This window comes from Ferruginibacter sp. HRS2-29, from assembly GCF_024343615.1.
Taxonomy (GTDB): Bacteria; Bacteroidota; Bacteroidia; order Chitinophagales; family Chitinophagaceae; genus Ferruginibacter.
The window spans coordinates 17,099-31,569 of sequence record NZ_RJUB01000016.1; the positions used below are offsets into that span (position 1 = coordinate 17,099).

Annotated in this window: 14 protein-coding genes; 7 read left to right on the plus strand and 7 right to left on the minus strand. The window is 45.2% G+C overall.

The features are described from left to right. Nucleotides 1-107: 107 nt before the first annotated feature. Nucleotides 108-2,549 (minus strand): penicillin acylase family protein, encoded by a 2,442-nt coding sequence (locus EGI32_RS07780; protein WP_255154823.1) that lies wholly within the window; start codon nucleotides 2,547-2,549, stop codon nucleotides 108-110. 156 nt (nucleotides 2,550-2,705) lie between these two features. On the opposite strand from EGI32_RS07780, the gene EGI32_RS07785 reads away from it, so the two are divergent. The 3 genes from EGI32_RS07785 (at nucleotide 2,706) to EGI32_RS07795 (ending at nucleotide 3,934) form a co-directional block, all read left to right on the plus strand. After that, nucleotides 2,706-2,942, plus strand: coding sequence for a DUF4160 domain-containing protein (locus EGI32_RS07785; protein WP_255154824.1), 237 nt, complete (start codon nucleotides 2,706-2,708; stop codon nucleotides 2,940-2,942). Beyond that, nucleotides 2,926-3,246, plus strand: a complete 321-nt coding sequence (locus tag EGI32_RS07790) for a DUF2442 domain-containing protein (RefSeq protein ID WP_255154825.1) — start codon at nucleotides 2,926-2,928, stop codon at nucleotides 3,244-3,246. Before EGI32_RS07785 ends, EGI32_RS07790 begins: the two co-directional genes overlap by 17 nt. A gap of 73 nt (nucleotides 3,247-3,319) precedes the next feature. Beyond that, nucleotides 3,320-3,934, plus strand: a complete 615-nt coding sequence (locus tag EGI32_RS07795) for a tRNA-(ms[2]io[6]A)-hydroxylase (protein WP_255154826.1) — start codon at nucleotides 3,320-3,322, stop codon at nucleotides 3,932-3,934. 35 nt (nucleotides 3,935-3,969) lie between these two features. Here EGI32_RS07795 and EGI32_RS07800 read toward each other — a convergent pair whose 3' ends face one another. The 3 genes from EGI32_RS07800 to rlmB form a co-directional block, all read right to left on the minus strand. Continuing rightward, on the minus strand, nucleotides 3,970-4,974 hold the full coding sequence (locus tag EGI32_RS07800) for a GSCFA domain-containing protein (protein ID WP_255154827.1): 1,005 nt from the start codon (nucleotides 4,972-4,974) through the stop codon (nucleotides 3,970-3,972). A 126-nt stretch (nucleotides 4,975-5,100) separates the two neighbouring features. Further along, nucleotides 5,101-5,961 (minus strand): hydroxymethylglutaryl-CoA lyase, encoded by an 861-nt coding sequence (locus EGI32_RS07805; RefSeq protein WP_255154828.1) that lies wholly within the window; start codon nucleotides 5,959-5,961, stop codon nucleotides 5,101-5,103. A 136-nt stretch (nucleotides 5,962-6,097) separates the two neighbouring features. After that, the gene (rlmB, locus tag EGI32_RS07810; RefSeq protein WP_255154829.1) at nucleotides 6,098-6,865 is read right to left on the minus strand and encodes a 23S rRNA (guanosine(2251)-2'-O)-methyltransferase RlmB; all 768 of its coding nucleotides are present in this window, start codon (nucleotides 6,863-6,865) and stop codon (nucleotides 6,098-6,100) included. 119 nt (nucleotides 6,866-6,984) lie between these two features. Here rlmB and EGI32_RS07815 point away from each other — a divergent pair, with 119 nt between their 5' ends. Continuing rightward, nucleotides 6,985-7,656 carry an NAD-dependent epimerase/dehydratase family protein gene (locus tag EGI32_RS07815; protein ID WP_255154830.1) on the plus strand — a complete coding sequence of 224 codons (672 nt, stop codon included), beginning with the start codon at nucleotides 6,985-6,987 and terminating at the stop codon, nucleotides 7,654-7,656. 187 nt (nucleotides 7,657-7,843) lie between these two features. On the opposite strand, the gene metK is transcribed toward EGI32_RS07815, so the two are convergent. From metK to EGI32_RS07830, 3 genes are all read right to left on the minus strand, one after another. Next, nucleotides 7,844-9,106: a methionine adenosyltransferase gene (gene metK / locus EGI32_RS07820; RefSeq protein ID WP_369681640.1), complete on the minus strand. Its 1,263-nt coding sequence runs from the start codon at nucleotides 9,104-9,106 to the stop codon at nucleotides 7,844-7,846. A 98-nt stretch (nucleotides 9,107-9,204) separates the two neighbouring features. Then, nucleotides 9,205-10,758 (minus strand): DUF4270 family protein, encoded by a 1,554-nt coding sequence (locus EGI32_RS07825; RefSeq protein ID WP_255154832.1) that lies wholly within the window; start codon nucleotides 10,756-10,758, stop codon nucleotides 9,205-9,207. Between the two features lie 36 nt (nucleotides 10,759-10,794). Beyond that, nucleotides 10,795-11,607: a glycogen/starch synthase gene (locus EGI32_RS07830; protein WP_255154833.1), complete on the minus strand. Its 813-nt coding sequence runs from the start codon at nucleotides 11,605-11,607 to the stop codon at nucleotides 10,795-10,797. A 224-nt stretch (nucleotides 11,608-11,831) separates the two neighbouring features. On the opposite strand from EGI32_RS07830, the gene panC reads away from it, so the two are divergent. The 3 genes from panC (at nucleotide 11,832) to rfaE2 (ending at nucleotide 14,285) form a co-directional block, all read left to right on the plus strand. Then, nucleotides 11,832-12,731 carry a pantoate--beta-alanine ligase gene (panC, locus tag EGI32_RS07835; RefSeq protein WP_255154834.1) on the plus strand — a complete coding sequence of 300 codons (900 nt, stop codon included), beginning with the start codon at nucleotides 11,832-11,834 and terminating at the stop codon, nucleotides 12,729-12,731. 68 nt (nucleotides 12,732-12,799) lie between these two features. Continuing rightward, nucleotides 12,800-13,882 (plus strand): lysylphosphatidylglycerol synthase transmembrane domain-containing protein, encoded by a 1,083-nt coding sequence (locus EGI32_RS07840; RefSeq protein ID WP_255154835.1) that lies wholly within the window; start codon nucleotides 12,800-12,802, stop codon nucleotides 13,880-13,882. Beyond that, on the plus strand, nucleotides 13,797-14,285 hold the full coding sequence (gene rfaE2, locus EGI32_RS07845) for a D-glycero-beta-D-manno-heptose 1-phosphate adenylyltransferase (RefSeq protein ID WP_255154836.1): 489 nt from the start codon (nucleotides 13,797-13,799) through the stop codon (nucleotides 14,283-14,285). The genes EGI32_RS07840 and rfaE2 overlap by 86 nt, the downstream gene beginning before the upstream one ends. Nucleotides 14,286-14,471 lie beyond the last annotated feature (186 nt).

A 14,471-nucleotide genomic window follows, 5' to 3' on the forward strand; every position in this document is an offset into this window, starting at 1 on the left:
GAGATTAGGGATTAGAGTTTAGGTTTAGGTTTAGGAGTTTAGAAGTTTAAATGGTTTAGAGAATTGCGTCTTCTCATTCTTAATTCTTCATTCTTAATTCTTCATTCTTAATTAGTAAAAGTTATTTTCCATTTCACACTCTTGTTCTTCACTTCCGCTTTCGTCATCATCCAGAGCGGGTAATATTTTCCTTCGGCCCATTGATCTACAAAATTATCGTAGAACCGGCTACCCGGATTTCCACTTTGTCCGCCGGGATACACACCATAGGCTTCGGTTTTTGCCGTAAGGCTTACCACCATGCGCCAGCTGGGTCCGTGATTGCTGCGGTTGGCATTGATGGCGTGAGAACCGCCGGCTGTCTTGAGGTTCAGGCGGCTGAACTGCGGGATAAATCCGAGATGACGGATCCCTACCCCATTATACTTTTCCCAATCCAGGCGGCCATCGGCTTCGATGGTTTTCAGATCCAGCGCTGCCTGTTTGAAAGCGGCAGTAATATTATCCGCCAGTGTTTCCACCTGTGAAGTGTTGATATCATCTAAAAATTTAAAAGCCGAATCTTTCAGCAAAGCTTCTGCCAACGTGCTCTCGTGCGGCCGCATGATCACTTTTGGCGCTTTTGCATATTCATCGTTGAAAACAGTATCTTCAAAATGCTGCCACACCACTTCAAATACGGTCGCACCTTTTGCGCCGATATCATCCCTCAGGTTCCAGTTTTTCAGTAAGTCAAAATATTTACTTTCATCCGCATTGAAGCTACCTGTCTGCATATTTTTCAATATCAACGGCATCACCGTTGCGGCAAACCCATCGAAATTATCCGTCTGCAATTTCATCATCGATTCCGGCGAGAATTTCGTGGTATCGCCCAGGCGTTTATTGATCGTGATGCCCCGGTAAGGCGGATAATCCCTGCCAATGTAATACGGGTAAGTTTCATCCACAGGTTTCTGATTGGCGCTGCTTACAAAGCCTCTCTCAGGATTGTATTGAAAAGGTACTTCGTCCTGCGGGATCATTCCCTGCCACATATAACTGCTGTCGGTACCCGGCATGATGAAATCGCCCTGCCCTTTCCATTTCGCCGGCCAATCGCCCTGTGTACGGATCGCGATGTCGCCATCTTTACAGGCAAAAACGCAGTTCTGCCCCGGTGTGTGCAGGTTGGTAACGGCTGCAGAATAATCAGCATAATTTTTAGCCTTATTCAGCAGCGTGAAGATCTTCAACTCGTTGCTCGGATCATGCGCTGTCCAGCGAACGGCATAATATTTATCATTAAGGCTTCTTTTGCCACTGTAGCTTTTATCAAACATTACCGGCCCGAACACTGTATAGGCAACGCTATCGATAAACGGTTCCCTGCCGCTGATGCCGATGGTATCCACACGGAAAGTGGTGGCGCGCCAGCTGCTATCGAACCAGTATTCCTTACGGCTGTCGTCTTTGAATTTTATTTCATAATAATCACGTACATCGCGGCCACCATTGGTAAAACCGAATGCGGCGTTATCATTAAAGCCTATGATGACACTTGGTGCACCGGGAAAAGTAGCTCCATAAGCATTGAAATCCGGTGTAGACAATTGCATTTCAAACCAGAGTGAAGGCAGGTTGAGGCCAAGATGTGGATCATTGCAAAGGATGGGTGCACCACTCACCGTTTTTGATCCGCTTACCGCCCAGTTATTGCTTCCGTTTTCGGGGTCGGCTTTCTGGGTTTCATTGATGGCTACATCTTTTGAATTAAAATAAATGGAATCCACGCCAGCTGGCGCAACAGGAAATACCTTTTGTTTTTCAAACGGCGTGCCCTTGGGGATGATAGGATCCAGGGAATCCTGCACCGCAGGAAAAAGTTTAGCAAAATCTTCCGCCGAAAAATAACTTTTCGCATTCGTCATCTCGATATCATTCTCATGCGAAGCAAGGTCGTAACTCATGTATTTCAGGAAGAGCGAGGTTTTCAGGTTAGACCATAACTCCGGTTTGTAACCGATGAGTTTGTATTCGAGTGGCAACGTACTTTCGGTAAGAGAATTGATGTATGCATTTACACCGGCAGTGTAAGCATCACATTCCGCTTTTATTTCAGGGTCTTTTTCCATTTCCTTCTGGGCGATCTCTGCAGCATACACCATCCCCAGCCTTCTGAATTCGCGGTCATGCTCCAGTCCTTTTTCGCCAATCACTTCGCTCACCCTTCCGCCTGCGGCAAAAGTCTGCAGTTCCATCTGCCATAACCTGAACTTCGCATGTATGTATCCCTGTACAAAATAGGCATCATTTGTTTTTTCTGCAAACACATGCGGAACAAGCCGGTCATCAAAATACACTTCCACTTTTCCACCCAATTGCGGAAATTTCAGGTCGGCTGAAAAATCATGATCGGTAGCTTCCGCATTTTGCCAGAAACCATGCTGGGGAGAAAAAAAGGAACCGAATGCCGGAGCTTTTTTACCGCCGATCGTCCATTGTTTACTTAATGCGCCAATGAGCAGGCAGGTGATCAGCAGTGAAATTATGAAAGGGATCAGTCGCATAGCAATAGTTTGATAAGCCGAAATTAATGTATTTATGATACTGGACGACAGATTATTAGGACGATTCTAAATCAACATGATATTTATCAATGAATGTTGGATAACATCAGGATTTTTACTTTTAACTACTGCAAAAAAAATATTAAATTGCAGGTGATGCCAACAGTTTTTACGCTTCAGGGGTTTCGATTCTTTTTTTGGAGTAATGAAGGTGATGAACCGATGCATATTCATGTTGAAAAGGGAGGAGCCGATGGGAAAATCTGGCTCGAGCCTGAGATTAAGATTGCATATATGCATAATTTTACTCCTAAGGAACAAAAAATAATAATGGGGATAGTGGAAACTAAATTTTTAATAATTACAAATAAGTGGAATGAATATTTTGCATAATAAATATGATACAATTGAAAATATTATTTTTAAACAAGGTTTAAGGATCACCTCTTTAGAACTTAACCCTGAGCATGATAAATTACTCATTTATTTAAACACTAATATGACATTAGTAGCTCCTACCAAAAATTATAAAGGGCTAAAAAATGCGAGTGTTAAACGCTTAAAGAATTATCGCCTCATCAGTGATGGAGTTGGAATTCACTGGCCAGATTTAGATGAGGACTTAAGTTTAAAAGGGTTTTTGAAAGAATTTTTAAATCAAAAACTCAAAAGTCATAGAAAAATGGTGTTAGCATAATACTATAGGAATTATTAAATAAGCCTGTTTCAATTATACATTTATCTAATGACCAATTGGCTAACTAACCAAAATGCACAACTCTCTTTCCGAACACGCCCGCAACATCCTTGGCCTTCAGCTCCCCACAGACCCGCGTTGGGTGAATCTTGCTGAAATACAGCTGAACGAAATACTCACCGATTATGCCTGGTGTGAGCAGAAAGCGGCACTCACCTGCATTTCGTTGATCCAGAAAAATCACGACAAACACCTGCTGGTGCAGGAACTGATGCCGATCGTTACAGAAGAATGGGGCCATTTTCGGCAGGTACTGGCCGAGTTGTACAAAAGAGGATTATCGCTGGGGAAACCGCGGAAGGATATTTATGTAAACAAACTGATCGCTTTTCAGAAAAAAGATGGCGGGCCGGATGAACGTTTTCTCGATTCCATGCTCATCATGGCTTTGATAGAAGCCCGTAGCTGCGAGCGTTTCAAGCGGTTGAGCGAAGGGATGGAAGACGAGTATATGCGAAAATTCTACCGCCGGTTCATGGAAAGTGAGGCCGGCCATTATACCTTATTCATTACAATGGCTGAACATTATATCGATAAAAAGATCGTGCGCAAACGCTGGGCGCAATGGTTGCAATATGAAAAGGAGCTGATGACGAGTGAGGAAGTGCGGGGCGACCGGATACACTAAGCAATTAAGAATTAAAGATTAAGAATTAAGAATACTCAATGTTGAAGTGTATACGAAAAGTATGCTTTCTCCGGATCGAAGTTGATGTAGGGATATTTTTCTTTGAGTGAATTTACTTTTTCGAGATTTTTTTGCAGGAAGTTGCGATGCGCTTCTGAGGCTGCATTGAACGGTTTATGGCTTCGGGCAGCGTTGATCTCGTTGATGACCTTCATCAACTGTTGTGTTGGTTCATCGATGCAGGCAGTTACAAATTTTTCCCACACATAATTGGTGGCTGCATAATTCGGGTGCACCATATCTTCTGCATAAAAACGATAATCCCTCAGGTCGTCTATCACCAGCTCATAAGCGGGAAAATAATCGACCTGCCCGTTGCTGTCTGCCAGTTTGTGCACCGAGTTGATCAAGGTGGCCTTACTGCGGTTATTTTCTACAAAGCCCTCACGGAGATGGCGAACCGGGCTGATGGTGAAGATCACTTTCAACCCGGGGTTAAAATTATGCAGCTTCGACATCATCCCTGAAAGTATCCCATCCAGTTCTTCCGATGCCAGTAAACGCCTGTGAAACCATGCCGATGGCGCTTTGTGGTTGTTGGCAGCCACAGCACCGGGTTTTGCATTTTGGGCTTCTTCTGTAAGCTCGTATACCCATGCGGAGCCGAGGGTGATCAGCAATACCTCTGCTGTCTTCAAATAATCATGCGCCGCTTCCGTACTGGTATTGATCTTCTCTACCGATGTTTCCTTCACCGGCGAAGAAAACCTGCTGTGGTGCTGCCAGCTGTGAAAACCTTCATTGAGATAAAACAGTTCTTTTTCGGATATTTTCTTATTGCTGATATAATTATCAATCGCTTCTGCAACGCTCACCGGATTGAACAATATCCCGTTGGGATTCTGCATCACGTTGAATTTATGCGCCAGCAATTTCTCCCCGATGTTTTCGGTAAAACAACTGCCGATCAACATGAGCTGCTGATGGTGGCTGATCCTGGTGATCAACGGTTTCGGGGAAAATTCTAAATGAAACTCCATATTTTTTATTACACTAATTAGAACGAATTACACGAATTACACAAATTAACAAAGAAACGGTACTATAAAACATGGGTTTAGCTAATCCGTGTAATTCGTGTAATTCGCCTGAATTCGTGTAATCAATTAAATAAATATCGAAGAAGCCATCCTGCTGCTTTCTTTCAGCGCTTCTATATCCAGTGCAGGAAGTAATTTTAATTGTTCAAAATAAGGTATCATCAGTTCCGTATCCATATTACCAACCAGCACATCATCTGCCATCGGGCAACCACCGATACCTTTCAAGGCGCCATCAAACCTCCGGCAGCCCGCTTCCACAGCAGCATCCAGCTTTTCTTTCCAGTTTTCGGCAGTGGAATGAAGGTGTACACCAATTTCAATATCAGGCAAAGCATTTACAAGATAACCCGTCATTTTTTTTACCTGCCCCGGAGTAGCTACGCCAACGGTATCTGCCAGCGAGATGATCTTCACATCAATCGCTGTCATTTTATTTACCCATTCGAATACTACTTCTTCATCAAAGCGGTCGCCATAAGGATTTCCGAACCCCATTGAAATATAGACGACGAGTTCTTTTTTATTCTTGATACAAAGTGTCTGAATATCTTCCACCCTCGCCATCGATTCCTCTATCGTGGAATTGGTGTTCCTGCGTTGAAATGTTTCGGAAACTGAAAAAGGAAAACCAAGGTAACTGATCTCATCAAACATCACCGCATCCTGCGCCCCTCTTTCATTGGCAACTATGGTGAGCAGTTTTGTGCTGCTACCCGTAAGCGTTAGTTTGCTGATGACTTCTTTGGTATCGGCCATTTGCGGTATGGCTTTCGGTGAAACGAAACTGCCGGCATCCAGCGTATCGAAACCAACTTTCAGCAACTGATTGATATAAGCGATCTTTTTTTCCGTAGGGATCAAATGAGCCCAACCCTGCATGGCATCGCGTGGGCATTCTATCAGTTTGAGTGGAGTCTTGTTCATTTGACAGTATTTTTTGCGGGTTGATGATCGTTTGCGGACAGTGCTGCGTAAAATCTGCTTTCTACGTCTCCCTGCGTTAAAAGTATCGCTGCTATCTCCGGGAACGATAAAATAACTGGCAACCCGTCACCCGCAACTATTCTCCTCTTTGACGAACCGCTTCATACAATATCATTCCCGTGGCTACCGAAACATTGAGGCTTTCAAAATCGCCCGGCATGGGGATCTGGAACTGTTCATCGCAGATCTTCAGCAAGGTTGGATAAATACCGTGTTCTTCCCCTCCCATCACGATGGCGGCAGGCACGGTAAAATCTATATCCTGGCATTTTTTAGTCGCTTTCATTTCGCTGGCGTATACCACGATGCCATTCAGGTGCAGGTCATCCACGGCTTTCATGAGGCTGCCTACGCGGCAAACTGCCAGTTGTTCCAACGCACCGGCTGACGTCAGTATGGCATCTTCATTAAGTGCCCCTACGCCCTTATCCGGAATGATCAGTGCGTGAACGCCCATGGCATAAGCGCTCCGGGCAATACCGCCGATGTTTCGGATATCGGTAATGCCATCCAGGATCAGCAACAGCGGCGTTTTTCCTTCATCCACGATGAATGAGATGACCGATTGAAGATCCTGGTATTGTATTTTGGATATCTGTGCGATACAACCTTCGTGGTTGCTCACATTGAAGTTATTGAGTTTTTCTACCGGCACTTTATTGATCGGCACCAAATGCTCGGCGGCCAGTTTTTTTAACTCGTCGATCACTTCTCCATGTACAGTTGCCTGCAGGTAAATGCGTTCGAGCTGCTTGCCTTCCTGCATCGCTTTGATGACGGCGGCACGGCCAACAATGAGTGTATTCTTTTTCGGGCGGTGATGTTGATGTCTGAAATTTTTCACGGAGCAAAGATAGTTGAAAGTTGAATGTTGAAAGTTCAAAGTTGAAGTCTTCCCGATTTAAAATAACTTGCAGCAGCCTGTTTTTTCAACCTTCAACCTTCAACCTTCAACCTTCAACCATGAACCTACAGCCTTCTATTAATCCTATCATCACAGGCGCCACCGGCATGGTAGGCGAAGGTGTTCTTCATATCTGTCTTCAGCATCCGGATGTGGGTGCTGTATTGGTCATCAACCGCAGGCCCTGTGGTGTGAGCCATCCGAAGCTGAAAGAGATCATCCACAGCGATTTTTTTGACCTGTCGCCGGTGAAGGATCAGCTTGCAGGATACAATGCCTGTTATTTTTGCCTGGGCGTGACTTCTGTGGGGAAAAACGAAGCAGATTATACCCGTTTTACCTACCAGCTCACGATGTATATGGCCGGCATACTTGCAGAGATCAGCCCGGATATGACTTTTTGTTATGTTTCCGGTGCGGGCACCGATAGCACTGAAAAAGGACGGCTGATGTGGGCACGGGTAAAAGGCAAAACGGAAAACGACCTTGCTGCGCTTCCGTTCCGGCAGGTGTTCGCTTTCAGGCCGGGCATCATACAACCGATGAAGGGTTTGAAGAATGCCCATAAGTTTTATGCACTTTTCGGCTGGTTGTTTTTCATCCTCAAAAAAGTAAACCGATATAGCTATTGCAGGCTGGAAGAGATCGGGCGGGCGATGATAAATTGTGTATCGTTGCCGGATAAGAGGAAGCTGATGGAAGTGCGGGACATTGTAGTGAATAGTGAATAGTCAATAGTCAATCCTTTGAAGTTTATAACTGAAACAGAAAGTGATTTCTACCTGGAATTACTTGTAGAAAATGAACGCCGAAGGTTTGACAATTCCCTATTGACTATTCACTATTGACTATTCACTATTCACTATTGACATAAAAATCCCGCTACGAGAGCGGGATTTTTATTATTTCTTTTTCAGCTTATTTCAAACCGAAAGCTTTCTTCACTTCTTTCACTGCATCCAGTTTTTCCCAGGTAAACAGTTCTACTTTTTTCTTTATCACTTTACCATCCGGCGAAACGAATGATTTTTCCACCACTTCGTTCTTGCGGCCCATGTGCCCGTAAGCTGCGGTTTCGCTGTACATCGGGTTACGCAGTTTAAGGCGCTGTTCGATGAAGTAAGGGCGCATATCGAAGCAAGGCATTTTCATGATCTTTTCAGCGATCTGTCCGTCGGTCAGGTCAACTTTTGCAGTACCATAAGTAACTACGTTGATGCTGGTTGGTTTTGCCACACCTATCGCGTAAGAAACCTGTACCAGTACTTCGTCTGCAAGGCCGGCAGCAACAAGGTTCTTAGCGATGTGGCGTGTTGCGTAAGCTGCAGAACGATCCACTTTGCTCGGATCTTTACCGCTGAACGCGCCACCACCGTGAGCACCTTTACCACCATACGTATCTACGATGATCTTACGACCGGTCAGGCCGGTATCGCCGTGCGGGCCGCCGATCACGAACTTACCGGTTGGGTTGATATGATAAACGATCTTGCTGTTGAATAAATGTGCATACTGAGGGTATTTCGCTTTCACCCTTGGTATAACGATGTTGATGATATCTTTCCTGATCTTCGCCAGCATCACATCATCCTTACCGAAATCATCGTGTTGTGTAGATACCACGATCGCATCAATCCTGATCGGTTGGTTGTTGTCGTTGTATTCCAACGTTACCTGGCTTTTCGCATCCGGGCGAAGATATTTTATCTGTTTGTTCTCCCTGCGTACCGCGGCCAGTTCGATCAGGATATCATGAGAAAGCGCCAACGCCAATGGCATGTGGTTTTCAGTTTCGCTGGTAGCGTAACCGAACATCATGCCCTGATCACCTGCTCCCTGTTCTTCTTTTTTCTTACGGTCAACACCCTGGTTGATATCGCTGCTCTGTTCGTGGATGGCAGAAAGGATACCGCAGGAGTTTGCTTCAAACATGTATTCACTCTTGGTATAACCGATCTTGCGGATTACGCCCCTTGCTATTTCCTGAACGTCGAGGTAAGCTTTACTTTTTACTTCGCCAGCTAAAACCACCTGTCCGGTTGTAACGAGTGTTTCACACGCCACTTTACTGGTTGGATCAAAAGCTAAAAAATTATCGATGAGCGCATCACTGATTTGATCCGCAACTTTATCCGGGTGGCCTTCACTAACCGACTCTGATGTAAATAAGTAGGGCATAATATTATTATTTTTTTGAGATTGCAAAGATAAGGGTGTAGCATTTAAACAACAAAGCCCCTTAAAAGATATTAAGGGACTTTGTAAACTATTTTCATCACTTAAGGTATCTTGGAATAGATGATGACCATCCGCATCTTCTTCGCCTTGTCCGGGTGTGTGCCACTTGCGAGCCTTACCCTTCCGTTTGCGATGAGATTGTAATACGGAATTATTTCAGGTGAATATTGCGGGTATATCAGGCTGTAAGGGGCCCACATCCGCATCGGGTAATTCGGTGTCTGCTTGGTCACGATCTGCTGTACATACCTCGTTACGTTAATATTGTAATAACCGATCTTGTTGCCTAAACCATCCGGTTTGTATTTGAGATTACCCCCGTAATTCGTAGGGTCCACGCCCGATAGCGGGAAGAACGGATACCCCGATTTATAATCCGGATCGTAAGGGCTCGATGGGTTCAGGTCATGGTAGACCGGCTTCCATTTGTTGCCCGCTGAGGCGGAAGTATCTTTCAGGTCGAGGTACAGGTAATCCGGCGGCGGGAACAATGCGTCCGTTGCAGGGCTCACCGCGTCCGGAACACTTTCGATCAGGATCGCTGCCCTGTGAATGATCTGGTTAGGACGGTTGGCCAAAGCCGGTATCGAAAGGCTGGCGTAAGTACCCGGCCCTGATGTTTGAATAAAGAGATAATCAGATAAACCTGTTGCAGATGGCGTACCTGTACGATCGCGAACGATACCATTGCCGGTGGAAGAAGGTTGCCCGTAGGTAGTGATGGTAGGATACAGGGCAAAACTTGCGTAAGTAGTATCCGGACGACCGGTTTTCTTTTTACGGTAGTGTATTTCCAGCCTGGTCTTGGCATCTGTCAGGCTGATATAAACGAAGGCGTTGCCGCTTCCACCTGTCTTTTGCTTGATAGCAAAACCATTGTATGCAGCCCTGAAAAGAGAATCACTTTTGAATGCGCCAATACCTGCAGAATCGCTATTGTAGAGGTTGTAAATAAATGTCGGATCTGTGATCTTGATCCTGATCTGGTTGGTAGCCGAATCTTTATCGTGCGCAAATTTCACCTGTTTTTTTATGGAAGGAATATCAAGGGTCACACTTCCCAATACGTTTCCGAGAGAGGTTGGCTGATAATTTACATTCTGCTCCTGCCCTACCGAGTCCTTAAATACATTATCATACAATTGCCTTACTTCCAACTCTAGCGGAGTAAGCGTATCGCCATAATATCCTGTATAAGCGAGGCACATGAATACGGAATCCACACCTACACTGTCCACCGGAAGTGTAGGGCCGGGGCCACCTCCCGGGTTGCGGGTAGTATCGCCGGCAGCGCCGAAATAAAAAGGATAAAAGGATGGTTTCAATTGAAAATAAATGGAGGCGTCTGACTTACCAAAAAGCGGATCAGTTTCCAGGTGGCCTACCGCATGCGCTTCGTTGTAAAGCACTTTGGTGGTATCAGGTAAAAAATAACCTTGTGTGGTAGTAATGTCTAAAGTGTCTGCGAAAGTGTTGATATTATCCACTTCAGGTATCAAATCCTGTCCGAGTGTTGTGGTATCTAATTTGGTACAACTGAAAACGAAAACAAAGCAAGCTCCAACAAAAGCAATTGGTAAAAGTCTTTTACGCACAGGTAGAATTTTTATAAGAATAGTAGTGATAATTATCTATTTGGCAAGGTCGGTATATAATTGTAAATAGTCTGTTAAATCACTTTCCGCATCGAACTTCAGCACCTTCTTACCTTTCACCTTAGAAAATTCCTCTACCAGTTTCTTATCGATCTTATCTGCGCCAAATGTGATGGCATCGGCGTATGTGGCGCCAGCCCTGAACATAGCGGTATTATTATTATCTTTCAATACATCATGTTCCTTCTTGGTTACCGAATCATTGATGGTGGCCAATTGGAGGAAATCGGCGCCCAGTTTTTCCTTGAAAGTATTCTGCCCGATGGTGAATACCACTTTGCTGTGGCTGAATACCGGTTCTTTTTTATAAGCCGTCTTGATGAACATGGGGATGAGCCCTGTCATCCAGCCGCTGCAATGAATGATATCCGGCGGCCAGCCGAATTTTTTCACTGTTTCCAGTGCACCTTTGCAAAACAATACAGTTCTGAGGCCATTGTCATCAAACCAGTTGTCTGCTTCATCCGTAAAAATGGATTTACGTTTGAAATAATCTTCATTGTCGAGGAAGTAAACCTGCAGTCTTGCATTTGGCAGAGAAGCTACTTTGATCACCAGCGGGTAATCATCGTTGTCGATGGATACATTGATACCAGAAAGGCGAACCACTTCGTGAAGGCGGTGCCTTCTTTCGTTGATCACACCAAAACGAGGCATTATGCACCTAACTTCCATATTATTGTCGTTGGATAAAACGGCCAGTTTATTTACAACTTCGGCAAACTCCGTGAGTTCCAAATAAGGCGACATTTCATTGGCAATAAATAAAATTCTTTTCTTTGTAGACATTTGTACTAAGTTAGATGCTGAATTGTACCTTTTTTTTACAAAGGTGTGCAAAAGTACTGATTTTTATTGAAATAGAGAACAGGCAGGCATTTGGGGTAAAGAGCCCATCTGTTGCCGATGTTCAAATGTCTGTCAGCCTGAGCTTGTCGAAGGCTGGTTCAATACTACGCAATGCCTTCGACAAGCTCAGGCTGACAGCATCTTAAACCCTTTATAACCAATAAATGATACTGATAAAAACCATTCCGCAATTACAGGAACAGCTTGCCCGCTTCCGCGGAAAACGTTCTTCCATAGGCTTTGTGCCTACCATGGGCGCCCTTCACCAGGGACATATATCATTGATAAACAAGTGCAAAGAGACCAATGCGGTCTGCGTCTGCAGCATTTTTGTAAATCCCACACAGTTCAATAACCCGGCGGATTTTGAAAAATATCCCATCACCATTGAAAAAGACATTGATCTGCTGGAAGCTGCCGACTGCGATATCTTATTTCTTCCGGCCGTGGCCGAAATGTATCCCCCGGATGATGTAAAAGAACACTACAACCTCGGTTATCTCGAGACCATCCTGGAAGGAAAATATCGCCCCGGGCATTTTCAGGGCGTATGCCAGATCGTCGATAAATTGCTGGCGGCCGTAACCCCGGACCATCTTTTCCTGGGGCAAAAAGATTACCAGCAATGTATGGTAATTACCAAAATGATCGAACTTAAAGGGCACAAAACGACCCCCATCATCTGCCCCACCATCCGCGAAAAAGACGGCCTGGCCATGAGCAGCCGCAACCTCCGCCTGAATGAACAGGAACGTATCACCGCACTCGCCATCAGTAAGGCATTATTTTATATAAAAGAAAATGCCTGTACGGGCTCCCTCGAAGCGATCAGGCAGCATGCCGAACAACTGCTTACAAATGCTGGTTATAAAGTGGATTATGTAGCGATAGCCGATGCCGCTACCCTGCAGCCTGTCGAAAACCGGGATGCAAAGCAACAGATGGTGGCACTGGTGGCCGCATTCTTGAATGAAGTGAGATTGATCGACAATATGGTGGTGAATAGTGAATGGTCAATAGTGAATAGTGAAACCTTCGCGCCTTCAAAAGAAATGGCCAGTTAATACTAAACCGTGGTCGGTCGTCGGTCGTCGGTGGTCACTCTTCCTGCTTTAATTCGTAATTTGCATTTATGCGCAAACGTATTTTCTCCATTCTCCAATACATCATTTTTCTCGGTGGCGGGCTTGCGCTTGTAGTCTGGCAGTTGAATTCGATGACGGCCAGGGAAGCCCACGAATTCCGACAGGCACTTACTTCCGCCAATTACTGGCTGATAATTCCCGTGATCGCCATGAGCCTTATGAGCCATGTCAGCCGATCTATGCGTTGGAAACTGCTGATGGAGCCATTGGGTTATACGCCAAAACTGGCCAACGTTTTCGGTGTTACCATGGTAGGTTACCTCGCCAATTCTGCCGTACCAAGGCTCGGCGAAATATTGAAATGCACGATGCTGGCAAAACGCGAGCAGCTGAAAACGGACAAACTCGTGGGCACCATCCTCGTAGAACGCACTTTCGATTTCATCTGTTATATCATTTTTATCGTGGTAACGGTGCTCATTCAAATGAAAGTGGTCGGTAATTTTGCCAGCAACGAATTGAAGAAGCTCAGCTCAGGGAGCGTATTTCCTATCTGGGCCAAAATCAGCATTTTCATCCTCGGCGTTTTCCTCATCATTTACTGCGTGAAATATTTACTGAAACAACATCCCGATAACAAGATCATCCTTTCCATCAATAATTTTTTCAAAGGGATCGGCGACGGGTTCAGCACGATCAGGAACCTGAAGCACCGCACCATGTTCCTGGTGCATACCGTTTTCATCTGGAGCATGTACCTGCTGCAGATCTATGTTGGATTCTATGCTATCGGCGGCACAGCTCACCTGGGGCTCAATGCTGCCTGCTCGGTACTGGCGCTGGCTACACTAGCCATGATAGCCACTCCCGGCGGTATCGGCTCCTTTCCTTTTTTCGTTATGAAAACACTGGCGCTGTACGAGATCTCCGAACCGATGGGTAAGGCATTTGGCTGGCTGATATGGGGTGTGAGCACAGGCATCATCCTGGTGGTAGGCCTCACTGCACTGATCATTTTATTGTCAACACAAAAAAATACTATCCATGAAATCCACAAAAGCGATACCGGAAAAGATATTCACGATGGAGGAGCTGCAGCGGGAACTGAAACGCTGGAGACTGAAAAATAAAAAGATCGTTTTCACCAACGGTGTCTTCGATATATTACACGAAGGGCACATTGCTTCCCTTTCCGAAGCGGCTTCTTATGGCGATGTGCTGATAGTCGGCGTCAATTCCGATGCTTCGGTAAAAAGGCTCAAAGGCGATAGCAGGCCCGTGAACCCGGAAGCCGCACGGGCTTTGCTGCTCGCCAGCCTGGTGATGACAGACGCGGTCATAGTTTTTGACACCGATACACCCTACGAACTCATTACCGCCATCCTGCCCGATGTGCTGGTAAAAGGCGGAGATTACACGCTGGAGCAGATCGTTGGCGCCAAAGAAGTGATGGCCGCCGGTGGCGAAGTGAAGCGGGCACAGATTGTTGAGGGGATTTCAACTACAGGGATCATTGAGAAAATGAGGAAGTGAGTAGTCAATAGAAAATAGTCAATAGTCAAATCTCTGAAGTGTGTTATTTAAATGAAATCTCTATCCTGAAAAAGCACTTTCGGGAAATAGTATAAACTTTGACCGTTTGACTATTGACTATTCCCTATTGACTTATTAATAGTAACTTAATATTCAAATTTTCCCGGCTGCTATCATAACAGCTAA

Excerpts from the sequence above, each read along its gene's own strand:
- EGI32_RS07800 (WP_255154827.1), bottom strand. The coding sequence starts at position 4,974 with ATGGAGTTTCATTTAGAATTTTCCCCGAAACCGTTGATCACCAGGATC.
- EGI32_RS07805 (WP_255154828.1), bottom strand. The coding sequence starts at position 5,961 with ATGAACAAGACTCCACTCAAACTGATAGAATGCCCACGCGATGCCATG.
- EGI32_RS07840 (WP_255154835.1), top strand. The coding sequence starts at position 12,800 with ATGCGCAAACGTATTTTCTCCATTCTCCAATACATCATTTTTCTCGGT.
- EGI32_RS07785 (WP_255154824.1), top strand. The coding sequence starts at position 2,706 with ATGCCAACAGTTTTTACGCTTCAGGGGTTTCGATTCTTTTTTTGGAGT.
- panC (WP_255154834.1), top strand. The coding sequence starts at position 11,832 with ATGATACTGATAAAAACCATTCCGCAATTACAGGAACAGCTTGCCCGC.
- EGI32_RS07780 (WP_255154823.1), bottom strand. The coding sequence starts at position 2,549 with ATGCGACTGATCCCTTTCATAATTTCACTGCTGATCACCTGCCTGCTC.
- EGI32_RS07790 (WP_255154825.1), top strand. The coding sequence starts at position 2,926 with ATGAATATTTTGCATAATAAATATGATACAATTGAAAATATTATTTTT.
- EGI32_RS07795 (WP_255154826.1), top strand. The coding sequence starts at position 3,320 with ATGCACAACTCTCTTTCCGAACACGCCCGCAACATCCTTGGCCTTCAG.
- EGI32_RS07815 (WP_255154830.1), top strand. The coding sequence starts at position 6,985 with ATGAACCTACAGCCTTCTATTAATCCTATCATCACAGGCGCCACCGGC.
- EGI32_RS07830 (WP_255154833.1), bottom strand. The coding sequence starts at position 11,607 with ATGTCTACAAAGAAAAGAATTTTATTTATTGCCAATGAAATGTCGCCT.
- rfaE2 (WP_255154836.1), top strand. The coding sequence starts at position 13,797 with ATGAAATCCACAAAAGCGATACCGGAAAAGATATTCACGATGGAGGAG.